General features: G+C 40.6%; 22 protein-coding genes. All 22 read right to left on the bottom strand.

Annotation, left to right across the window (positions count from 1 at the left end; genetic code table 11):
• Window positions 1-223: cation-transporting P-type ATPase (locus tag PLE34_RS19210; RefSeq protein WP_324559595.1), on the bottom strand; the 223-nt coding region annotated here is incomplete at its 3' end.
• Between the two features lie 43 nt (window positions 224-266).
• Complete coding sequence (locus PLE34_RS19205) at window positions 267-1,415, bottom strand: efflux RND transporter periplasmic adaptor subunit (RefSeq protein ID WP_324559594.1); 1,149 nt, start codon at window positions 1,413-1,415, stop codon at window positions 267-269.
• A gap of 3 nt (window positions 1,416-1,418) precedes the next feature.
• The gene (locus PLE34_RS19200; protein ID WP_324559592.1) at window positions 1,419-2,759 is read right to left on the bottom strand and encodes an efflux RND transporter periplasmic adaptor subunit; all 1,341 of its coding nucleotides are present in this window, start codon (window positions 2,757-2,759) and stop codon (window positions 1,419-1,421) included.
• Between the two features lie 3 nt (window positions 2,760-2,762).
• Window positions 2,763-4,025 carry a TolC family protein gene (locus PLE34_RS19195; protein WP_324559590.1) on the bottom strand — a complete coding sequence of 421 codons (1,263 nt, stop codon included), beginning with the start codon at window positions 4,023-4,025 and terminating at the stop codon, window positions 2,763-2,765.
• Between the two features lie 9 nt (window positions 4,026-4,034).
• Window positions 4,035-5,981 carry an efflux RND transporter permease subunit gene (locus tag PLE34_RS19190; RefSeq protein WP_324559587.1) on the bottom strand — a complete coding sequence of 649 codons (1,947 nt, stop codon included), beginning with the start codon at window positions 5,979-5,981 and terminating at the stop codon, window positions 4,035-4,037.
• Window position 5,982: 1 nt separating this feature from the next.
• Window positions 5,983-7,263 (bottom strand): efflux RND transporter permease subunit, encoded by a 1,281-nt coding sequence (locus tag PLE34_RS19185; RefSeq protein ID WP_324559585.1) that lies wholly within the window; start codon window positions 7,261-7,263, stop codon window positions 5,983-5,985.
• A 133-nt stretch (window positions 7,264-7,396) separates the two neighbouring features.
• Window positions 7,397-7,981: a hypothetical protein gene (locus PLE34_RS19180; protein ID WP_324559583.1), complete on the bottom strand. Its 585-nt coding sequence runs from the start codon at window positions 7,979-7,981 to the stop codon at window positions 7,397-7,399.
• A 215-nt stretch (window positions 7,982-8,196) separates the two neighbouring features.
• A complete protein-coding gene (locus tag PLE34_RS19175) occupies window positions 8,197-8,589 on the bottom strand; it encodes an HYC_CC_PP family protein (protein WP_502875892.1) in 393 nt (130 codons plus the stop codon).
• Between the two features lie 286 nt (window positions 8,590-8,875).
• Window positions 8,876-10,951, bottom strand: coding sequence for a heavy metal translocating P-type ATPase (locus PLE34_RS19170; RefSeq protein ID WP_324559579.1), 2,076 nt, complete (start codon window positions 10,949-10,951; stop codon window positions 8,876-8,878).
• Window positions 10,952-10,981: 30 nt separating this feature from the next.
• Window positions 10,982-11,530 (bottom strand): AAA family ATPase, encoded by a 549-nt coding sequence (locus PLE34_RS19165; RefSeq protein ID WP_324559577.1) that lies wholly within the window; start codon window positions 11,528-11,530, stop codon window positions 10,982-10,984.
• A 61-nt stretch (window positions 11,531-11,591) separates the two neighbouring features.
• Entirely contained in the window at window positions 11,592-11,834 is a 243-nt protein-coding gene (locus tag PLE34_RS19160) for an SHOCT domain-containing protein (RefSeq protein WP_324559574.1), read from the bottom strand.
• A gap of 62 nt (window positions 11,835-11,896) precedes the next feature.
• Window positions 11,897-12,772, bottom strand: coding sequence for a restriction endonuclease (locus tag PLE34_RS19155; RefSeq protein ID WP_324559572.1), 876 nt, complete (start codon window positions 12,770-12,772; stop codon window positions 11,897-11,899).
• 397 nt (window positions 12,773-13,169) lie between these two features.
• On the bottom strand, window positions 13,170-13,355 hold the full coding sequence (locus PLE34_RS19150) for a hypothetical protein (protein WP_324559571.1): 186 nt from the start codon (window positions 13,353-13,355) through the stop codon (window positions 13,170-13,172).
• Window positions 13,356-13,438: 83 nt separating this feature from the next.
• Window positions 13,439-15,823 (bottom strand): phosphoketolase family protein, encoded by a 2,385-nt coding sequence (locus tag PLE34_RS19145; protein WP_324559569.1) that lies wholly within the window; start codon window positions 15,821-15,823, stop codon window positions 13,439-13,441.
• A 21-nt stretch (window positions 15,824-15,844) separates the two neighbouring features.
• Window positions 15,845-17,044: an acetate/propionate family kinase gene (locus PLE34_RS19140; RefSeq protein ID WP_324559567.1), complete on the bottom strand. Its 1,200-nt coding sequence runs from the start codon at window positions 17,042-17,044 to the stop codon at window positions 15,845-15,847.
• Window positions 17,045-17,130: 86 nt separating this feature from the next.
• Entirely contained in the window at window positions 17,131-19,659 is a 2,529-nt protein-coding gene (glgP, locus tag PLE34_RS19135) for an alpha-glucan family phosphorylase (protein ID WP_324559565.1), read from the bottom strand.
• Between the two features lie 39 nt (window positions 19,660-19,698).
• The gene (locus PLE34_RS19130) at window positions 19,699-20,373 is read right to left on the bottom strand and encodes a hypothetical protein (RefSeq protein WP_324559563.1); all 675 of its coding nucleotides are present in this window, start codon (window positions 20,371-20,373) and stop codon (window positions 19,699-19,701) included.
• 45 nt (window positions 20,374-20,418) lie between these two features.
• Complete coding sequence (locus tag PLE34_RS19125) at window positions 20,419-21,516, bottom strand: site-2 protease family protein (RefSeq protein ID WP_324559561.1); 1,098 nt, start codon at window positions 21,514-21,516, stop codon at window positions 20,419-20,421.
• A 47-nt stretch (window positions 21,517-21,563) separates the two neighbouring features.
• Window positions 21,564-22,595, bottom strand: coding sequence for a type II glyceraldehyde-3-phosphate dehydrogenase (locus PLE34_RS19120; RefSeq protein ID WP_324559560.1), 1,032 nt, complete (start codon window positions 22,593-22,595; stop codon window positions 21,564-21,566).
• Between the two features lie 2 nt (window positions 22,596-22,597).
• Window positions 22,598-22,801 (bottom strand): DUF5676 family membrane protein, encoded by a 204-nt coding sequence (locus PLE34_RS19115; protein WP_324559558.1) that lies wholly within the window; start codon window positions 22,799-22,801, stop codon window positions 22,598-22,600.
• 35 nt (window positions 22,802-22,836) lie between these two features.
• The gene (locus tag PLE34_RS19110; protein WP_502875891.1) at window positions 22,837-23,265 is read right to left on the bottom strand and encodes an HYC_CC_PP family protein; all 429 of its coding nucleotides are present in this window, start codon (window positions 23,263-23,265) and stop codon (window positions 22,837-22,839) included.
• Between the two features lie 343 nt (window positions 23,266-23,608).
• Entirely contained in the window at window positions 23,609-23,821 is a 213-nt protein-coding gene (locus PLE34_RS19105) for a heavy-metal-associated domain-containing protein (RefSeq protein ID WP_324559554.1), read from the bottom strand.
• Window positions 23,822-23,926 lie beyond the last annotated feature (105 nt).

Raw genomic sequence — 23,926 nt, 5'->3', positions numbered from 1 at the left:
TTGCCAGTAACAACATAAAAGGACTGATAAACTGATTTACCAGGATCATCAACGGGCTGATTTTCTTTCCGGATTCAATCCGGTTATATCCAAAAAGCTGAAGCCGGCGGGCAGCTTCTGCTGACGCCAATCCGTGTTCCGAATCAGCATGAAGCTGGTTTAGAGCAGTTTCATGATTTATAGCCCATGGCGTTTTTATCATTATAATTTCCGGAATCGGCATAAAGATTATGTTACATGATTAACTGGTTTGTGATTTATCTTTCCTACATATCCATTCCTTCCATTCCAGGCATTCCAGTACCCTTTTTTAATATTAAAGCACTGTTAAGTAAGTAAGCGCCATTGGTTACTATTAATTCGCCTTCTTTTAAACCACTAAGCACTTCTACTTCTTTTTTGTTCTGAATGCCCAATTGAATCATCCGGTTTTCATACGTTCCTTTTGCTGTCTTTACCCAGGCAGAAATCATTTCGCCAACCACAATCGAGCTCTTCGGAATCACCAGGGTCTTTTTCTCATTTCTTTTAATATTTATATAGGCCATCATTCCAGGTCTCAATTTATTAGAAAGATTTTCGACCTGGAATCTCACGAGGCTTATTTTACTGTCAGCTTCTAAGCTTGGGTTATCAAATACGGGCACAACCTTAAACACTTCTCCGGGCAAGGCATCAAACTCTGCGTGTATGGCTGCCCTGCCATCCAACCACTTCAATTCACTGACATACATTTGGGCCTCTATCCAAAGTCGTGACATATCTGCTATACGAAACATGGCTGTACCTTCTTCTACATATTGCCCTTCGCTTACAGGCAACTCCGTTAAGGTGCCGGAAACCGGGCTGTAAAAGGTAATCAGGGGTAAGGCTACACCGGATTTCTCTATTTGCTCAATTTGAAAGTTGGTTAGTCCCAGTAAAAACAATTTTCTTTTGGCCGCTTCAATAATCTGATCAAACGAGGCCTGTAAATCAGATGGGCCCGCTTTCATTTGAATGGCAGTCAACAATTCATTTTCGTATGCTATAAGCTCCTCACTATAAATGGCATAAATTGGTTCCCCTTCCTTAATGTATTGCTGCGGATTTCTTACAAATAATTTGTCAAGCCTTCCACGAATACGCGAAGTAATTACAGTGATTTTTCTTTGATCAAAATTAGCAGTGCCCAATACCGTAGAAAATTCTGCCATTGATTTTGTCCTGACGCTATCAATCCTAATATTAGCATGCTTTTCATCCTGGTCGGTAAGAGATAATATCTCTTTACCAGAGGAATCAGTTACGGCATGTGCCCCCGAATGTTGCTCCTGATCAGCGACCTTCTTGTCATTTGTACAAGCAGTCATCAATAATATTCCCGACAAAACCATGATCCCAATCGCTATGGTAAATACATTTTTCACTTTCATAATTTAATATTGTATTAAGGTTTCACTATCTGCCAGGTAGCCTGCATCTTTGGCAACAAACTCGGTACTGTTCAATCCTTTTAATACTTCAATGTATTCGTTACTTCGGTTGCCGATTTTTATAGCTCTTGCCTGAAAAACGTTGCTGCCATCTTTAGTTGTTGCTTTTAAAACCCACACAATTGCGGTGCTTCCCAGATAATAAACGCTGCTTGCCGGTACGGTGAGGGAGCTGGAATTAACTAAAGCACTGGCCCTGATGAGAGAGTTTTGTTTGAGCTTACGATTTGGAGTGGAAAAATATAACCGGACTTGCGTAAACTTTTGAGCGCCCCTGTAAACCGGTTCTACCATTTGGACAACTGACCGAAAGGTCTGGCCTGGGAAAAGTTCACTTTCTACTACCACATCTAATCCGGGTTTAGCTATCTTTTCGTTTTCATGTGAAAAGGCAACGATGCCCCATACCGTTTGGAAATCATTGATCCAAAATACCGTTTGATCTTTACTAACATACATTCCTTCCCTGATAGAATTATCATCTAACGAAGTACTGGCAGTACCTGTGGATGCAGAGGCCGCTCCGCTATTCATTCCACTACCCATGCCCCCTTGCGTGCTTGGAGCACTCATGCCGCCACCGCCTGGCGATGGATTAAATAGCACATACCCTTCAAAAGGACTGTATATGGATATGGTAAATGGGGCAGTAGGGTTTTTATCAATTAGAGCAATTTGGGCATTGGATAGACCAAGCAGTAATAACTTTTGTTTTGCTTTTTCCATCAATTCCCGGTCGTTACTTTTTTGGCGTATATAAATGTATTCCGAAATATATGTGTTTAAGTCCGGGCTATATATTTCCATTATTTTTTCTCCTTTCCGTACATACTGATAATTGTATTTTACGAAAAGGCGTTCAATACGTCCACTAATACGCACAGAAATTTTCCGGTTTCTCCTTGGGTCAAACGTGATGTATCCTTCTCCGTTAATTGTAAATTGTTGCATACTGTCTCTCACAGGTACAGCCGATTGCTTTGAAATAACACTTTGGTTAGCGGGCAGGGCACTCAAGTACATTTCATCAAGTGTATCCAGACCTTGCCCGATATTCATCTGTTGATGTCCGTCAGCTTTTTCATTTAAATGGTCCATATTAGTATGGCCTTCCATCTTTGAATTTTTACTCATTCCAACCATGGTATCGGTTTCAGTTGCATGGTTTCCTGCATGTTCCTGTTCGTTCCGCTTCGAATTGCAGGAAGCCAGTAACAGCAACAAGATGAAACCAAGTCCAGCAATTGAATACCGCCTGATCGTATATAGAATATTTTTTTTCATGACTTATTTTATTTCCCGTTGGTATTCGTATTCTGATTGAATGGTAAATACCTGTGCGAGTTTATCAATGCGTTCCATTTCTTTCATCAGCAGCATGTTCCAGGCATCCAGCAACACAAAAAAATTACCGGTGTTCTGACGATAGGCAAGCAGGTTACTTTCAAGATTTTTCCGGTAAGCGGGTAAAATGCTGATGTCAAAATTTTTTAGCTGCCGGTTTTCATAGTTGAGCATCGTAATTTTTTCGCGGATCATTTGCGTGGTCATCAATCGCATGGTTGATCGTTCATTTTGCATGGCTTCAATGTCGAAGCTCATGGAACGAACTTCAGACTTATACATTCGCGACGACCAGGGAACAATGGGTATGGTAACCATACCCATTATGGAAAATTGGTTAGGCATACCAAACATTTGCCCGTGAGAGAACTGGATACCAAAATCAGGCTTCGAACCTGTGGCAGCCAACCGAATGCTGCTTTGCATGGAACGTATCCGGCTTTCAATTGCAAGAATATCGCTACGGTTAAGAAACGTAGTATCATTGATATTCAGAAAATCGGCCTGATAATCTGTTGTCTGTAAAAGCGAATCAATTACAAACGGGGTGTTCACATCCCTGCTTAGTAGCGTATTAATCCCGATAGTACTTTCGGCAACCTGTGAAAGCAACATGGTTTCCATATTTTTCAATTCGCTAAGAGAAGCTTCGGCTTTAAAAATGGAAGGCAGATCAGACTGATTGTAAACATATTTATCGCGAGCTGTTTTGATAAGCATCTTTAATAGTTCTTCATAATCACTTACCAGTTTTAATTTCCTTTCTGCAGTGAAACGGCGATAATAGTAAAGCCGGGCAGTATAATGAAGAACATTCTTTTCCCATTCGGCTTCGTTGCTGGATATGTCCTGCTGCGAGAGAATATAGTCTCTTTTCGCATTGAGTTTGGCAGCGTTTGGAATCATTTGTTCAACAGAAAACATGAAGCCGGCCTGGTTCATCGGAGATTTTTCACTGATCATACCTAACCGATAGGGAAACTTGTCAATTGCTACTGAAAGAGTGGGCGGCATCCAGCTCCTGGCGCCTTCGGCAAGCGCTCTTATGCTACTGATCCGGTTTTGATAAACTCGTAATAGCGGATATGATTTATCAATCCCTTTGAAAATATCCGGAAGAGAAAGACGAACTGTATCCTGTGCTTTGATTGAACTAACTGTAACCAGCAGGCTAAGAAATATTGATATTATAGTCTTTATTTTCATATAAGCTGTTTATTCACTTATTTGCATAATCTCGAGCTTTCCACTCCTTTTTAATTCCCATTCTTTTACCAGGTTAAAAATGACCGGCAGCACTATCAACACAAAAAGAGTAGCGGATATTAACCCAAATACAAAGGGAATGGTTATGGGTTTCATTACGTCGCTTCCTGTGCCTGTTGATACCAGCACCGGTATCAGACCAAGGATATTAGCAAGAACAGTCATGAGAAGTGGGCGTACTCTTTGTGTAGCCCCGAAAAGAATAGCTTCCTTAAGCACAGGAAAACTAATGGCTTGTGGATTGTTCCCTTTTTCCTGTACCAATTTTTTAACTGTATCATTGAGATAAGAAATCATGAGAACACCGGTGCTTACTGCTACGCCAAAAAGCGCAATAAAACCAACCGCTACTGCCACAGAGAAATTAACATTATAATAGTACAAAGAGTAAACACCCCCAATCAGCGCTACCGGAATACTAACAAAAACCATGAGCACAGCCTTGTAAGAGTGAAATGTAATAAATAAAATGAAGGCTATTATCAGTAAAACGATGGGTATGATGATGCTTAATCGTTGGTTGGCCCGCACCTGATTTTCATACTGTCCGCTCCACTCAATATAATAACCTTGTGGCAACTTTTTAAAAGTTTCATCAATCCGTTCTTTAGCATCTTTTACTACACTTCCCATATCCCTTCCCCGAACGTTAAAAAGTACAGTGCCTCTCAACATAGCGTTTTCAGAACTGATCATGGGCGGACCTTCTGTAATTTTTACATTCGCAACTGCTGAAAGGGGAACTACACCATAATTCATAGTTTGAATTGGAATTCGTTCAATTTCATCAATATCATTGCGGTATTCCTGCGCTAACCGAAGGTTAACATTAAAGCGTTCCCTTCCTTCCACGGTTGTAGTCAGGATCATCCCACCCAAAGCGCTCTCTATTACCATGTTTACATCATCCACGTTTAAACCATAGCGGGCTATGTCTCGCCTGCGTATTTTTATATCGAGATATTTGCCCCCGGTAAGTTGCTCTACATACAAATCTGCCAAACCTTCAATTCCTTGTATCGTGTTTTCGACCTGACGGCTAAGATTGTATATGCTGTCCAGGTTTTTGCCGTATATTTTAATTCCAACATCTGTCCGGATACCAGTAGAAAGCATGTTTATCCGGTTTATTATAGGCATGGTCCATCCAACACTGACACCTGGTATTTGAACTTTTTCATTCATTTCAGTAATCAACTTTGCCTTGGTCATGTTTTTACGCCACTGATTTTTAGGTTTTAAAATCACCATCGTTTCAATCATACTGATAGGTGAGTTATCAGTGGCTGTATTTGCCCGGCCTGCTTTTCCAAGTACATTCTCCACCTCCGGGAAACTCTTAATAATTTTATCCTGTAATTGCATAATTCTTTTGGCTTCGGAATTAGAAACATCCGGAAGTGTTACAGGCATAAACAGCAAAGAACCTTCATCAAGGGGTGGCATAAATTCTGACCCCAGGTTAGTTACTAATGGAATACTTCCAATCACCAGTGCCAGGCATGCAGCCAAGACAGTTTTGCGCCAGTCAAGACAAAAACGGGCAACGGGTTTATAAAGGGTTACAAATAAGTTAGAAACAGGGTTACGGCTCTCCGGTATAAGCTTACCTTTCATGAACGTCCGCGTTAACATGGGAGCAACGGTAATAGCAAGGATAGCAGCGCCAATAAGTGAAAATGTCTTCGTCAGAACAAGGGGGCTAAACATTTTAAATTCCTGCCCGGTGAGGAATAAAATTGGCGCAAATGAAATGATCATAATGATGACTGAAAAAAATACCGAGCGCCCTATCATTTTTGATGATTCTTTGATAATTTCAACTCGCTCTTCATCGGAAATTTCATTTGTATTGCCGATCCGCTCCTTTACTTTTATTATTTGTTCTGCTGACATACTAATCTTTGGTTTGAGTTTTTAAAACACGGTTTGTTAGAGAACGGTACGCATTTTCAGCCATTACTATCCCAGGGTCAACTACATCACCGATGGCAAGAGCAATTCCACCCAATGACATGATGTTAGAGGTTACACCAAAAAGTTGCATAAGGATAAACCCTATAAGTACGGATAAAAGGATGCAGGCAATGGCAATTAAACCACTACGGATACTGAATAAGAAAATAATTACGACAATGGAAACAATCACGATCATTTGCCATAATGATTCGGTCAACGTATCAATAGATGCGAGAATCAAATCACTTCGATCATACGCAGTTTTGAATTTAACACCGGCAGGTAAGCCTTTTTCCACCTCCTGCATCTTTACTTTAGTCCGCTCTATTACATCCCTGGCATTTTCACCAAAACGCATTACTACAATCCCACCTACCACTTCACCTTCACCATTTTCATCCACTATTCCCAATCTTAAATCAGATGACATTTGAACTTCGGCAACATCACTGAGCAGAACGGGAATTGACTTGTATGTACCAATGGAAATATCTCTTATATCTTCAAGTCCGGTAATATAACCTTGTCCACGGATCAGGTATCCGGTGGAATTCATTTCATAAAGACTGCCGCCTACATCACGGTTATTTGCAGTAACAGCACGGGTAATGTCCATTAGTGGTACGCCATAATAAATAAGCTTATGAGGATCGATGGTTACCTGGTAAAGCTTTTGAAACCCACCAAAAGAGGCTACTTCACTTACTCCATCCACATTCTGCAATGCAAATTTCACATACCAGTCCTGCAACGCCCGAAGTTCGCCGAGATTATAACCATCTCCATCCAATGTGTACCAAAATACATGACCTAAGCCTGTTCCATCTGGTCCCAGGGTAGGGGTAACACCTTGCGGCAAAAAACGCTGCGCATAATTTAGTCGCTCAAGAACGCGGGTACGGGCCCAGTACTCATCAACGCCATCATCAAACACTACAAAAATGAAACTCATGCCAAACATCGAAGCGGCCCTGATAGATTTGATTTTAGGTATTCCCTGTAAATTGGAAACCAGTGGATATGTAATCTGGTCTTCCATGATCTTTGGATTACGGCCCATATACTCTGTGTAAACGATCACCTGATTTTCGGAAAGATCAGGAATTGCATCCACCGGCATGTTCTTAATGGAATATAATCCGCCTATAGCGATCATAACTATCCCTAACCAGACAAAAAACCGGTTATTAATTGACCAGGTGATAATTTTTTCGATCATTTCATCTGCATTTAATGTTTGATGTAAGCATGTACCTGAACGGTTATTCGTAAAAGGATTTCAAGTTTTGTTGTTATTATTAAAGCTATTGCCATCCAACCTTTAAACACCGGATTAATCTTTGGACAGTCACTTAATTCATATCATTCTTAATTATCCAATTCAACTTGTACATTTTATGAAACCGGTCATAATCATGCAATTCCTTATCAGTTTTGAACTGAGCATCCAATGCATCATGAAACTTATGATTGTCAGGAAATGCTGCTTTAAGGTTTGCTTTGGTCAGAGACTGTGGTGCAGAAGATGCATCTGTACTGAAATAATATATTGCTGGATATTTTCCAGCTTCCTTGGGGGAGTGGGAAGTGTGTGTGTATACATAAATCAGTAAACCCGCACCAGGATTAAGTATCTTATATTCTTTATTATCTACAAATCTGAATTCTTCCCCTTTGGTACTTCTGTAGCCATACGTTTCACTTTTGAGCAAAGTGTAGGTTTCGCCGGCATGTATAACTTTTAATTCAGCGTTATTAAAAAGCAGATTGTTCTTTATTTTGTGTTTTTCGGTTTTGTAATTGATAGCGTATGACAACTTTCTTTGTCTGAAATCGTCAGCAGTTTTATAAACGCCGCTACTGTCTTTTTGGGCCATTGCTGTAGAAAGTGCAAGGACATTTATTGCCAGCATAATGGCATAATTTAACTTTTTCATCTGTTTATATTTTAATGTATGTTGAAATTGATGGTTAGGATTTTATCAACATTCATCTGAATGACGTATGATGAAGATGATGCGAAAATCTTTTAGTTTAGAAATCAAGGCGCATGATTGTCCATTTTTTATTCGACATGAAGATGGGAGGACGAATACGGTTTAGAAACACCTTTAGCCCAACATAATGCCGGGCATGTACCTATAAGAAACAATTATATTCTGAAAACGCAGATACGAATAAAAAGAGGTAAATTTTGTCCTCGTGGAGGTGCTTTTGCAAACGGATGTTCTTCCATTAATGAAGGAACATATATGGATGTTAATTCAAAAGAAGTGTAGATTAGAGCATCGGATGTAAACTGCGGTAATTGATAAGAAACATTAGAAGTTTTTTGCTCTTTATCAATTTTTAGAAGCTGTTGTTCGTCTTTGCAGCAACCGTTGTTTTCGCTGTCTTTCATGCCGCAATTAGAGCAAACTTTATCTTTATTATGTGATAAGCCCAATTCAGTCAATTCTCCCATGCAATAATGCATGTTTATCATTACACCGGAAGATGTAACAATGTATAGAATGGCTAATATGAAAACAATAACTTTCTTCACCAAAGTAAAAATAGTGAGTAAAGGTATAAATACTATTTACATGTTTAATATGATATTGATCATATTAAACAGTGACTCTCGCCACTATTCTAATAAGAATTATAAAGATTTGTTTGAAGCAAATCAACGTATGTTTGTCTTAGCCAAGTTGCCTTCGTATTCTGTTATGAATTGCAGAGACTTTGAAGGCAGATAATGAGTGAAGTTGATAGTGGCTCTGAGGGCCTTTGGGATCAATCATTTTATTTCCCGATTATCCTGAAGTTGATTTCCGATAAAATGGGCACTATTTCAACTTCAACATTTTGGCATTTATGGCAACGATCACAGTACTTAAACTCATCAACACTGCACCCATTGCCGGACTAAGCATAAAATTTGGGTAAAGAACTCCTGCTGCCAATGGAATGGCAATGACGTTATAACCAACAGCCCAGATAAGGTTCTGTATCATTTTACGGTAGGTTTTTCTGCCAAAGTCAATCATTTGCACTACATCTTTCGGGTCGCTGTTTACAAGAATAATATCGGCTGTTTCGGCTGCTACATCTGTTCCGCTGCCAACTGCAATGCCTACATCCGCCGCCGCTAAAGCCGGTGCATCGTTTACTCCGTCGCCAGTCATGGCCACTACTTCACCTTTGTTTTGAAACTCGGCTATTTTCTCCTGTTTCTGGTGTGGCAGTACATTGGCCAGATAGCCATCCATGCCCAATTTATTAGAAACTGCAGCAGCTATCTTTTCGTTGTCTCCTGTAAGCAGAAATGATTTGATATGCATTTGCTTGAGTTGCTCTATGGCTTCGGCTGAAGTTTCCCTGATTGTATCTGCCAATGTAACGATGCCCACGGGTTCGGCATCAATCATCAGGAAATTGACTGTCTCTGTGTTCTGATCAATTTCCGAAGGTATCGTTGGAAGCTCCATATTTTCTTGTGCAAAATAATTAGGGCCCGCCGCAACTACTATCTTACCGTTAACCGAACCGGACACACCGATACCCGGCATGTAGGTGAAACCGGAAGACTGCCATAGTTGCAAATTCTTTTCTTTCAATTTTTTCAACATCCCCCTGGCAATGTAGTGTTCTGAGTGTTGCTGAATAGCGGCAGCATACTGTAATATTTCATCGCTGCTGTATTTATCTGAAATGCTGAACACTTTCTGCACTTCATGTGAACCTTTGGTAAGTGTGCCGGTCTTATCGAAGATGATGGTGGTAAGCTTTCTTGCATCTTCAAACGCCGTTCTGTTTCTGATGAGCAAACCATGCCTGGCTGCCGCCGTAGTAGAGATAGCAGCTACCAGGGGAATGGCAACGCCTAAAGCATGTGGACAGGATATAACCATTACTGTTACCATTCTTTCCAGTGCAAAAGCCAAATCGTTGTTGATATACCAAACTATGAAAGTGGCAACGCCTACCACAATAGCTGTGATTGTAAGCCATTTCGCAGCTTTATCAGCAAGGTTTTGTGTTTTTGATTTTGCATTCTGTGCAGCTTCTACCATGGTAATTACCTTGTTCAGATAGCTATCCTTACCTGCGCCTGTAACGCTTACTTTCATTGAGCCACCACCATTAACTGCACCAGCTATTACTTTGGCATCTTTTTCTTTTTTCACGGGCACACTTTCGCCGGTTAACATGCTTTCATCTACAAATGAATTGCCTTCTGTTACTAAACCATCTGCCGGTATTTTTTCACCGGGCTTGATGATGACAGTATCTCCTTTCTGCAACTCCTGTATGTTTATGTCTGTTACCTCCCCATTTCGCTCCACATGCACATTTGAAGGAAGCAAGGCGACTAAAGACTGCAAAGCGTTTGAAGCTGCCATTGAAGACCTCATTTCTATCCAGTGTCCTAACAACATAATGTCAATCAGAGTTGCCAATTCCCAAAAGAAATCCATGCCCGGCAAACCAAATACAATAGCAACACTGTAAACAAATGCAACGGTGATAGCCAGCGCCACCAGTGTCATCATGCCTATGGAGTTGTTTCTTATCTCAGTTACCAGCCCTTTCAAAAAAGGCATCCCGCCATAGAAATAGATTATGGTCCCCAACGCAAGCAAAACATATTTATCGCCCTGAAAGCGGATGCTGAAATTCAACCAATCCTGTATCATGTGAGAAAGCAAGAGCACAGGTATGGTTAGTATTAAGCAGATCCAAAAGCGTTTTAAAAAGTCATGCGTATGATGGCCGGCATGTTTATCATGGGCAGAATGATCATCATTCCCTTTAGAACCATTGTTGTCGTCAGTTTTCGTTGCAGCATGATGATGCTGATGGTCTTCCGGCTGCTTATGACTATTTCCGTGCTGGTGATTGTGTTGATTTGAATGTTCCATAAACTGGTTATTTTAAGCGTTTGCTGCGTTTTATAAGTTATTAAGTATAAAGTTAACCCGCTCTTCCGGTGATGATACAGGCACATGAATGACCGGGGAAGGTAAAGATGTGTAAACATCTACCAATAATGAATGTAATTCTTTTTGTGCTTCTTCATCTTCTGTACGGGCATAATCTTTTACAAAAGGCAGCAAATCCAGAATGAAGATTTTTTTATAGGATGCTGTTTCCATTGCTTTGGTAAGCCGCTCGTCAACTTCAAGGTTTAAAAAGTGGTAATAGGCCAGGGCATCCGGAATTGCCCTGTCTAAAAACACCATTTCATCGGCAGATAGTATTGCTTCCTGTTCAATTTGCATCTCAAGAATGCCTGATTGAAATTCCCTTTGATTGCTCCGGATTTCTTCCACGGTTCTTCCGCCCTGGTGCATGGTATCAATGTAATGCCTCGCATGTTCAATAGTTGTCTGGTAACCTCTTTCGCTAAGCATGTTTACAGTGGTTGTTTTTCCGGAACTTGGTCCGCCGGTTATCACATACCAGTTATTGGAATTACGCTCCTGGGATACTTGCTTCATAGTTTTCTTGTTTTTTAAAGATAAGGTTCTACTATTTTAATGGCAGAACCTTATAAACGGGTCAGTGGCTAGTCTTTCCAGCCGATTTAATATCCGCATCTAAAATTTTCTTGTTTTCAAAGTATTCATCCTTTGAAATTTCGCCGGAAGCAAAACGTTTTTGCAAAATGTCAAGGGGGCTGTCCTTTTTAATCCTTGTTTTTCGAACAGGTTCGAAAAACCCAAAAATGCTGAAAAGAATAATGACCCAAATGAACCACCAGATAAGGTGCATTCCCCAAAAGTGATAACCGTCGTGAAACATAATTTTAAGTTTTTGTGGTGAAAAAATATAATTGATTCATTAAATATAATTTTTAATGTTGTTTATAAAGTTTCCCGCTGTGCAACCTCATTACTGTTCTTACATAATTCCTTTGCTTCCTGTAGTATAGCTTCATGTTTTGTCTGCACAATTGCCGCCAGCTTCATTAGGTCAGGGTTATTTAAGATGTTCTTACAGAGAACTATATCATTACTTAACAGGGCCTGTTTTTCCTTTTTAGTTAATGAAGTAAGAGCCGTTACTGGATAAAGTCCCGTTTTATCAATTAAATTATTCAGGCTATTGCCCTTCGGATAATTCCAGCCAATCAACTTTAAACCGGCACATGTTCCATACTGGATGGCATCCGTTGTAAACCTGGTATTGGTTACCACCCATCCCTGGTGTAGTGTGTTATTTTTTGATGCACTATCAGTAAAGCCTGCTTCTACATCTTTAAACCGGGCATGTATATACAAAGGGATTTTTACATTGCATAAAGAGCCCTGTTGCTGATGGAATTTACACTCCACCATTTCATGTTGGTTCTCTTTTTCGGCTATCACGTCCACCTCATGTTGAACACAGGCGCCTTGTAGGATAACTCCTGTTTGAACGCTATAACCCATGTTCTGTAGAATAGCAGCGAAGTATTTTTCAAAAGGAAACCCTGACGGACCTAATTCCATTATAGCATTTTTAAGCTTGTATTTACCTGCCTTTGGCGGTGAAACTTTTTTCAACAATCTGAAAGCGTTTTTGAAAATCGTTTTCGTCGAAATTCCCGGATGCAGAAGCGGTTTAACTGATGCTAAAATTTTTTCAGCCTGTTCTTTTGTGGCTCCTGCCTTTGTCAAAGAACGCATCAGTTTTTCAGGAGCAAAGGGTACAAGTTTTCCCGAAGCTTTTGTGATTAAGATATTTGCTTTGATCGTCATTAAAGGTTAATTGAATTGCCGGTTGTTTTTAATTGAAAATGTACATTCATATTTATATAGTAACAGAAATGAGTGTTGCAAATAACCTAATTTTTATTTCGATGTTTTTTTATTTTTGAGTTATCAGCCGTCAAATGAATCCTCATTTCTCCACCTTTTCGAAATCAATATTGGTATGATTAAAATCCACCGCTAATCAAAAAGGGAACAAAATTTAATTTGCTTATTAACATATTCCAATCAAAGGTCCCAATATTTGCCCTGCATTATTCACAGAAGCCTGTACCGACAAGTTTTTAGCTGAATGGCTACCACCTGTTATCGAAATTAAAGCGCACAATTGAGGTACTATCATAGCGCCTCTAACTACAAAAAGAACAATACCATACTCTTTTTTTCACCTTCCCATTGGAATATAGCTGTGGTCACCGTGATCCATACCTGCCTTGTGGTCATGCATGGTTTTCTCAGCAGGATGGGTTAGTATGGCTTCTTTTTCATCTACTGGCCCTTGGCGGCTTATACCTTCATTATGATGATGGTGTTGATGAGTGTCGTAGTGGTTATGTTTGTTGTTATCCATTATGAAGATTTATATGCGTTAAACAAATTAAGTGGTTTTTGTGAAATTGTATTGGGTCTGTTACTATTTCCTTTTTTATATCTTTAATTTTTCCATTGCCAATCTTTTACTTCGGGCATATCCACCCCATGTTTGCGGATATAGTATGTATGCTTTATCAGAGTATCCTGCATTTCCTGTTTCAAATGTGCAGCTTTATCACCCAATTGCGGTAGTCTGTTTATTACATCTTCCACCAGGTCAAAACGGTCCAATTGATTTAATACCGTCATATCAAACGGTGTGGTTATAGTGCCTTCCTCCTTATAACCCCTTACGTGAAAATTCTTATGATTTGTTCTGTTGTAGGTGAGCCGGTGTACGAGCCAGGGATACCCGTGAAACGCAAAAATAACAGGTTTGGATTTAGTGAATAAGGCATCAAAATCTTTATCGCTTAATCCATGTGGATGTTCTCTTTCCGACTGTAGTTTCATGAGATCAACCACGTTCACTACCCGTATTTTTAAATCAGGTAATTTCTCTCTTAAAATAGAAACCGCAGCCAGGGTTTCCAACGTGGGCACATCGCCTGCACAGGCCATCACTACATCGGGTTCCGTTCCTTCATCATTGCTTGCCCATGTCCAAATGCCGATTCCTCTTGTGCAATGAATGACTGCTTCTTCCATAGAAAGCCATTGAGGCGATGGATGTTTGCCCGCCACCACTACATTCACATAATGGCGGCTACGCAGGCAATGATCCATCACCGATAAAAGACAATTGGCATCAGGCGGCAGATAGACACGTACGACTGATGCTTTTTTATTCATCACCACATCAAGGAAGCCGGGATCCTGATGAGTGAAGCCGTTATGGTCCTGCCGCCACACATGGGATGCTAGTAGAATGTTGAGTGACGCTATTTTTCTACGCCAGGGAAGATGAGATGTTACCGTTAGCCATTTAGCATGCTGGTTGAACATGGAATCAATAATGTGAATAAAAGCTTCATAACAATTGAACAAACCATGCCGTCCGGTTAAAAGATATCCTTCCAACCAGCCTTCGCACTGATGCTCACTAAGCATTTCCATTACCCGTCCTTCTTTTTTTAAAAATTCATCTGTGTCAATAATTTCTGCATTCCACTGACGGTTGGTAGTTTTGAATACATCCGTTAAACGGTTGGAAATGGTTTCATCCGGCCCAAACAACCGGAAATTTTTTTGCTCTTCATTTTCAAAAATAACATCTGCTATAAACTTGCCTAAAATTCTTGTGTCGCCAAGTCCCATCTCCCCACGTGCTTTTAATTCAAATTTATAATCTCGAAAGTCCGGCATGTGAAGATCATGCAGCAGTAGGCCGCCATTGGCATGCGGATTGGCGCCCATTCTTCGATTGCCTTTTGGGGCCAAATCAGCTAATTCAGCTAAAAGTCGTCCCCGTCCATCGAATAATTCTTCCGGTTTATAACTCTTCAGCCATTCTTCCAACTGCTTTAAATATTCCGGATTTTCTGCCAGATTGGATAACGGCACCTGATGTGAACGAAAAGTTCCCTCTATGGGTAAGCCGTCCACAAATTTTGGGCCTGTCCACCCTTTGGGTGATTTTAGGATAATCATGGGCCATATCGGACGTTCCGCATTGCTGTTTTCTTTCGCATTCTCTTTTATGGCTTTTATTTCTTCTATCACTTTATCCAGCAGATCGGCCATTTTCTGATGCATCTGAAGTGGGTCATCGCCTTCAATCATATAAGGTTTCCAGCCATACCCTTTAAAAAGTTGCTCCAGTTCCTCACTGCTAATGCGGGCCAGTACGGCAGGGTTGGCAATTTTATACCCGTTTAAATGAAGGATGGGAAGCACCACGCCATCTGTAACGGGATTGAGGAATTTATTGGAATGCCAGGCCGTCGCTAAGGGGCCGGTTTCCGCTTCACCATCGCCAACGATACAGGAAACAATTAAATCGGGGTTATCGAAAGCTGCACCAAAGGCATGACTTAATGAGTAACCCAATTCACCCCCTTCGTGTATAGAGCCGGGGCATTCAGGCGAAACATGGCTGGGAATACCGCCGGGGAAGGAAAACCCGCGGAAGAGTTTTTTTAATCCTTCTTCATCTTCTGTTATTTCATTGTACACTTCACTATACGTTCCTTCAAGATATACATTGCCTACCAGCGCCGGCCCTCCATGACCAGGACCGGAAATGTAAATCATATCCAAGTCGTATTTCTTAATAATTCGGTTGAGGTGCACATAGATGAAATTCTGTCCCGGCGTGGTGCCCCAGTGTCCTACCAATGCTTTTTTTATATCTTCCAGCTTTAGCGGTTCTTTTAACAATGGGTTGTCTTTTAAATAAATCTGACCCACAGAAAGATAGTTGGCGGCCCGCCAATACGCATTTATTTTATGCAATACTTCCTGTGATAGTTCTTCTTTTGCCGTCTCATTAGATTGTGGTTCCATATTATTGCTTTTTATGAATGGTCAATTAGTGTTTGTTTGCCTTTTCCATATATCAGCAGTGGTTTTGGCAATCATTACTTCTTCATCAGTGGGAACTACATAAACTTCTACCGTGCTGTTTTTTGCTGAAATTTGAAATGCATTTTTTTGGTTTTGCTCTTCATTCAGTTCCACACCAGCATAACGAAAACCTTCGCAAATACGTGAACGGATTACCGGTGCATTTTCGCCGATGCCCCCGGAAAAAACAAGTATATCTAACCCCTCCAATGCCGCTGTATATGCACCGATATATTTTTTTATCTGATAACAAAATATATTGACAGCTTCTGCTGCACGCTCATCCTCTTTTTCGCTTTTCAGCAGATCCTGCATATCAGAGGTTGTTTCTGATATGCCTAATAAGCCAGACTGATGGTTAATGACATCGTTAAATTCTTTAGCATTCATTCCTTTCTGCATCAGGTACCATGCAACTCCGGGATCCACATCGCCGCTTCTTGTGCTCATTACAATTCCACCGGCAGATGTAAATCCCATACTGGTATCCATACACTTGCCATCTTTCACTGCAGCCAGGCTTGCACCGTTGCCCAGGTGTGCCAGTATAATGCGACCCTTTGCCTCCTTTTCGTTTTTCTTTTTCAGCTCTTCCATTAGATAACTGTAGGATATGCCATGAAAGCCAAAGCGCTGAATGCCTTCCCGATAATACTTTCTCGGAATAGCAAAAATTTTTGCAAACAGCGGAATTGTGGTATGGAAAGCCGTATCAAAACAGGCTACCTGCATAACATTCGGATGCTTTTGTTTGATAATCTGTATGATTTCAATCTCGGCAGGCAAATGACCGGGATCATAGTCCCTGATATTGTTTAATTCTTTTAATAGGTCATCATCGATTATTGCCGGTTCGGTGTACGTCATTCCATGGACAATACGGTGTCCGATACATTTAATATGCCCAAACTCCGATTGCTGCTGTAGCCATTTCAGTAAAAAAGCGGATGCCGTATGAAAATCGAGGTTGCCTATTTCCTGCCTGTTCTTTTCACTATTACCATTGTTTCTTTTGATGGTAAATGCTGTATCAGCAAGCCCTATTCTATCTATTTTTCCTGCAAACAGTAGTTGCGGTTTTTCCATTATTTCATATAAGCCAAACTTGATGCTGGAAGAACCGCTATTGATGGTCAGAATATTTAAAAGACTTGCTTTCATACTTTAATTTCAAATGGCTTCCTTATGTAAATGATAGGTGCCTTTTTATTTTCAATACAGCATACTATTTTTTAAAGTTCACGAAATCAACGTTGCCAAAGAATAAGATTGTCTTCCAGGGCCTCCGTAATATTTTCATAAGCCGGAACAATTCGTATAGTATAATCACTCGCCGGCCTTGCTTTATGAACTGTTGCCTCGTACCGCTGTTTATTTTCATCACCTATAGCCGGTAGAGGTTGCATTTCAATTTTTTCAGGTAAAAAGTCATTCTGCCCATCTGCAAAAAGCGCTACAGAGATGCTGCCCGCGTCTATTCCATTTAGAAACACGTCTACCTTAAAGGCATAACCATTTTGAACACTTTCCACTTCCGCTTCTCCAAAATGAATATCACTCCATTTCGCTCTTAGCTCACTTTTTATATTGGTTATTCTTTTTCCTGGTGCGCCTTTATCCGCGGTGCGGCTTACATAATTTTCTGCCAAAGGCAGATAATATTTTTCTGAGTATTCCCGCACGGTACGGTTAGCCGAAAAATGAGGCGCTAATGTGGCTATGCTTTTACGCATCTTTTCAATCCATTTTTGCGGCAAGCCTTTTTCGTTATGGGTATAAAATTCGGGAATCACCTGCTGCTCAAGCAAACTATACAAGGCATCCGCCTCGGCAGCATCATCCCCCTGTTCCTGCGTATCGCCCAATGCCCAGCCCACTTCCGGCGTGTAGGCTTCCGCCCACCATCCGTCAAGTGTTGATACATTAAGACCACCATTTACCAGTACTTTCATACCGCTGGTTCCGCTTGCTTCCCACGGGCGTCTCGGCGTATTAACCCAAACATCTACCCCTTGTACCAGGTTTTCGGCCATGTGCATATCGTAATCACTTAAAAAGATGACATGGTTATATAATTGGTGCTGCTGAATAAACTGTATCCATTGGCGGATTAATGCTTTTCCTGACTCGTCGTATGGGGGTGCTTTACCAGCCATAACTAATTGTACAGGCTGTTCCCGATTTGTGAGTATGCGGATAAATCGTTCAGGATCGTGTAACAGTAATGTGGCTCTTTTATAGGGGACAAACCGGCGGGCAAAACCCAGCGTTAATACGTCAGGATTAAATACTTGTTTTGCGGCTTCCAAAATATTGGGTGACAAGTCTGCAATCATTGACTGTCTTTCAAATCTTTCTCTTATAAAGCTGACGAGGTTACCTCTTGACTGATTTCTGAATTGCCATAGCTTTTCATCTGATATATTCGAAATATGCTGCTCAATATTTTCCAGGTTTCCTCTCCACCGGTCTTTTCCGCATGCCTCGGTCCAGATTTTATCAGCTAATTCAGAATCCCAGCAGGGCATGTGTACACCATTGGTTACATAGCCAACGGGTACTTCTGCTACCGGCCAACGGGGGAAAAGATTTTTAAAAAGATTGCGGCTAACCTCACCATGTAAGCGGCTAACGCCATTAACGGCGCCGCTACCCCTTATAGCAAGGTATGCCATATTAAAACTTTCTGATTCATTATTGGTATCCAGGCGGCCAAGCGCCATCAAATCATTGAAATTAATATTCAGTTCATCCTGGGCATAGCTTCCCATAAATTGATGCATCAGATCAGGATTGAACCGGTCGAAACCAGCAGATACAGCGGTATGTGTAGTAAATAAGTTTCCTGCACGTGTAACAGCCAATGCCTCTTCGAATGTAATTCCGTTTTCTTTCATAAAATCACGGGCACGTTCCAAAACCAGAAAGGCACCATGTCCCTCATTCAGGTGGCAAACCTCGGGGTTTATGCCAAGAGAGCGAAGTAGTTTCCAGCCGCCTATTCCTAATATAATCTCCTGCTTAATACGCATTTCAGGGCCACCTCCATAAAGCTCACTCGTAATCCCACGGTGAACAGGATGGTTAGCCGCATCATTGCTGTCCAGCAGGAACAATTTTAGCCTGCCTACCTGAACCTGCCAGGCACGAAGCCAAACCGGATAACCGGGTAGGGATACTTTCAATCGCAGCCACTCACCGTTTGGTAACCGTAAGGGGGTAATAGGCAGTTGTCCAGGATCATTATAGGGAAACAATGCCTGCTGATTTCCGTATTGATCAATTTCCTGCCGGAAGTAGCCTTGTGCATAAAGTAATCCTACAGCTACTACGGGCACACCCAGATCGCTGGCAGCCTTTAATTGGTCGCCGGCCACATTACCCAATCCACCAGAATAAATTGGCAGTGCTTCGCTTAGCATGTATTCCATACTAAAGTAAGCAACACTGGTGAGTTGGGATTTCGGATGAGTTTGCTGAAACCAGGTAAGCGATGAGTCTGATTGCTCTTTTTGCTTAAGAAGTTTTTTGATCTTCCTTTTAAAAGCAGGTTCTGCTAATTGCTTTTTGAGTTGATCCCTGGACACGGTTTGAAGAATTATCCACGGGTTATGGGTTCGTTCCCATAAAGCCGGATCGAGTTGCTGCCATAATTCATCCGCAGCATGATTCCATGTCCAGCGAATATTGAGTGCAAGTTCTGCGAGTGAATCAACGCCTTCAATATCCGAAGGCAAAAGCCCGTATATCTCACTGTTGAATGTTTGTTGGTTCATAATGCTTTATTTTATTAAATTTTGGAAAAAATTTTATTATTATGGATTATAGGTAATGGTAAAATAATCACCATTCGTTTGTCTAAACACCTGCTTCTGTAGTGAACCCGAAAGCGTTAAATATTCCGTTACATTATAATTGATTGTTCTTACCCGTATGCCCATCAGATAAGCCTTAATGGAAATTTTTTCTGTAATCTTCAGGTTGTTATTTTCTTTAATGAGCACACGATTGGTTACATCTACATTGTTCTTTGACCCAAGAAAATTAAGAATACCCGTTTCCACATACATCGTCAGTCTCATACTGCGTACCATATCATTAGCCGTTAAAGCATATAGCTTTTTAAAATCTCCTGACTTTACAGACACTCTTACCTTCCTCTTTTTGGGATTGATTGCAAAGACCGATAAAAGCACATCCGCTTCTTCCGGACGGCACTCGTAACTGGTCGTGTAGGTTGCTTCTAACTTCTGTGCTTCGTCATAAAGTTCTGTTTTGATATTTATAAAGAAAGTCCCGCCACTCGGGGTCATTTTTCCGGCGGTAAATATTTGCTTCCCTGTAAGTTTTCCTTTTTTATCAAAACTTTCTCTTGTTACCTTCTTGCTTTCTATTTGCTCAATCAACATTGCTTTGTCCTGAGCTTTCATTGACGCAAAAGGAATTAGAAGCAGAGAGAAAAATAATATGCCGTAAATTGATTTATTCATGTTCCATTTTTATCTTTTTAGCCAGATAAAAGGGCTTAATAATTTTTACTTTCCTGATAGGGCTTGTTGCACCAAAATCAATTCACTTATATTTTCTTTATCTACCATGCCAACCAGTTTACCATTTTCCTGTACAGGATAAACCTTATAGCCCTTTGTCATCATTTTTGAGTAAACGTCCTGCAGGCTCATCTCCGGCGAAAGCATGGTGAAGTCCGTCCGCATACTGTTCATTACAAGAGATGATTTTCCGAAAGCAGACAACCCCTGTATCAGTTCTTTTCGTGAAAGCACACCCTGAACCTGTCCATCTGTAGCGACAAGAAAATCCTGCTCCTTACCATCAAGCAGTATCTGAACTGCTTTTTCAAGGCTATCGCCTGGAAGCAACGTAGTAAATCGTGTCATCAACACTTTTCGAACATCATAACCTGCCAGTATGCTCTGGGTAGCTTCAAAAGTAGCTTCGCTCCCGGCACCCAGGTATATAAACAAGCCGATAAAAACAAGCCAAAAATTGTAGAAAAATCCCAGAAAAACTAACAACATTGCCAGGAATTGACCCACTCCCGCAGCAATTCGTGTGGCTTTCGCCCTATCCATTTTGAAAGCGAGAAGTGCTCGCAATACCCTGCCACCGTCCATTGGAAAAGCCGGTATAAGGTTAAATACAGCCAAAATGATATTTGCTGCAAAGAGGTTGAAAGCAAAAGGCAGGGTTTGCATGTGATCCGCAGTTTTTAGTGCAGTCCAGTCAGGCATAGTAGCCGAGATCTGCATATATATCCACAGAGCAGCAGCAATAACAATATTAACGGCGGGACCTGCCAATGCGACTATGAGTTCCTGTTTTGGTTTTCTCGGCATGCTTTCAAGAGTGGCGACACCGCCAATAGGGTAAACCGTAACATCTTTTGTCTGAATATTGTACCGCTTCGCTGTAAGTGCATGTCCAAATTCGTGAAATATCACACAGGCAAACAAAGCAAGGATAAAAACCACTCCCCATATTGCTTCAGAAAAACCATGACCCATACGTGTGTGCATCAGGAATACCCAAGCCAGGAGTATCACAAACGTCCAATGAATAAACACTTTTATGCCTAAAATATTTCCGAGATACAAAGCCCATTTCTTTTTCATAACATTCCGTTTTATTGATCTGATAACTTATTTCTTTTGCTTACCGGCTAATAAAAACTTTGTTTTATTCCAAGGCTTTCGTTCGTTTTTATTATTGACTTTTCAGCGTCTGGTTCAATTCCGGTTAATGCACGGATAGCGTCAATGGTTTCGGGGATTACGATTGCCTGATTGTCCACTATGTAAGCATAAAACAATTCATCGCCCTGTACTTTCAGCATATCTTCCCACACTGCTACTTCATACATATCGCCATACGGACGACCCATTTCCAGCATCAGTTCCTTCACCGTATTGTTGGCGGGTAGCCCATCGCTGTAATTAATCATTGCTATTCTTGTGGAGTTACCGAATGCCTGCAATACTTCATCTTTTGACGCCTGCCGGGTAAGCTGCACATTCCAGTAATGCAGGTGGCTTAGGGTTTCGGGTACTTTAATAGCGACGGTAATTACATCAAGGGAAGGGTCAATCGTTTGTGCATCCGGGCCCTGGTGGCTGGGTATGTTTTTTTCGGGAACCAGCGTATTCATTATACCATTCAAATGACTTTCCCATGGGTCGGTTGCCCTTCGAAGTAATGTACCTCTTGCTTTTTTTAGCAGACCGGCATTTTTCAATGCTGTAAGCGAGCGCACAATTGAAGTGGTGTTGCACGAAACCACACGGGTGCTTTCACGTCCGACGGCGGTTTCATAATTGTTTTCAGCACTAAAAGAGTGTCCGGTGGTTTCATGTTTTTCTCCTCCGTGTACAATAAATTTTTTACCCATCGCCCTGTATTTCGGAATGTTTAGCGCCGCAATTTTTTTTGGCGTACAGTCTATTACAATATCCGCGGCCTGCAGCATATCATCCAAACTGCCCATCACGGGAATTCCGGCTTCTTTCATTTTGTTGATGACCGATTGGTCAAAACCATAAACAGGATAACTTTTACTTACTGCCATTTTAATACGCCAGTCAGTAACAACATCACAAACACCAATTAACTCCATGTCATCCTGAAGGATTACGGCATCTGCTACACGTTTGCCTATTACGCCATATCCATTAATGGTTACTTTGATTTTTTTCATACCTATAATTTGGTTTTTGAACTGATGTTATAAATAGCTGCAATGCAGGCTCCCACTAACCAGCCGATAATAAAAACTTCAACGATGCCCATACAGGCTTCCCAAAAAGGCACATTCGTCCTGATAATTGACGTTGTATCTATTACATCAAGTATGTTCTTGAAAAATTTTACTGTGCTACTATGGTTGCCATTACCAAAATGCAACCATCATACAGTAGGCATATACTAAGAAGAAACAATTATATCCTGAAAACACAGTTAAGAATAAAAAGAGGTAGATTTTGCCTTCGTGGAGGTGCTTTTGCAAGGGGATCTTCTTCCACTAATGAAGGAACATGTAAAGATATTAATTCAAAAGAATTGTTTACTAAAGCATCGGATGTAAACTCCGGTAATTGATAAGAGGCATTAGAAGTATTCTGCTCTTTATTAATTTTAAGAAACTGTTGTTTGTCTTTGCAGCAAGCATTTCTTTCGCTTTCTTTCATGCCGCAATTGGAGCAATCTTCATCTTTATTATGTGATAAGCCCAATACCGTCAATTCTCCCATGCAATAATGCATGTTTATCATCACACCAGAAGATGTTGTGATGTATAGAAGGGCTAATATGAAAACAAAAATCTTCTTCACTAAAGTAATAATAGTTAATAAAGGTATAAATACCATTTACATGTTAATATGATATTGATCATATTAAGCAGTGACTTTCGCCACTATACCAATAAGATTATGCAGTTTGTTTGAAACTGATCCACGTATGTCTGTCGCAAACAGGGGTGCCTTCATAGTCTGATGAATTGCAAATTTTTTTTGAAGGCGGCTAATTAGCGTAGTTGGATAGTGCCTCCGTCAATGACGGTCGGCATAGAAATGCTAATATTGTTATACAGAGCTTCGGAAGCTCTGATGTATTTTCATGACAAATTGGAATATATTGAAAGGAACTTCGTTTTTAAGTAATATTAATAATGTCGGATCAGGATTATTCTGACCCGGCTCAAATTGATACTTAATTTACTTCTTCCGCTTTAAAGCCAGCCTTTTTAACCGCTTTAATCACTTCATCCTTATTGACTTCCGTACCTGAAACAGTCAATATCTTACTAGGATTTTGAGTATCTACCTGCCAGTTGTTTTCACCGATGGTTTCATTTAGTGCAGGAGTAACCTTAGCCACACATCCACCGCAATTGATATTCGTTTTTAATTGTATTGTTTTCATGTTACTTGTTTTATTATTTACTGTAAAATTAGTTCATCGGCTGGCCGGAACTGTTATACAATTATGGATAAAATTTATATAATTTTGATTTATAATTTTTTATTT

The organism is Agriterribacter sp., from assembly GCF_035445465.1.
Lineage (GTDB): Bacteria > Bacteroidota > Bacteroidia > Chitinophagales > Chitinophagaceae > Agriterribacter.
Note: the sequence above shows the minus strand (reverse complement) of the source record. Positions and strands in the feature narration are given on the sequence as shown.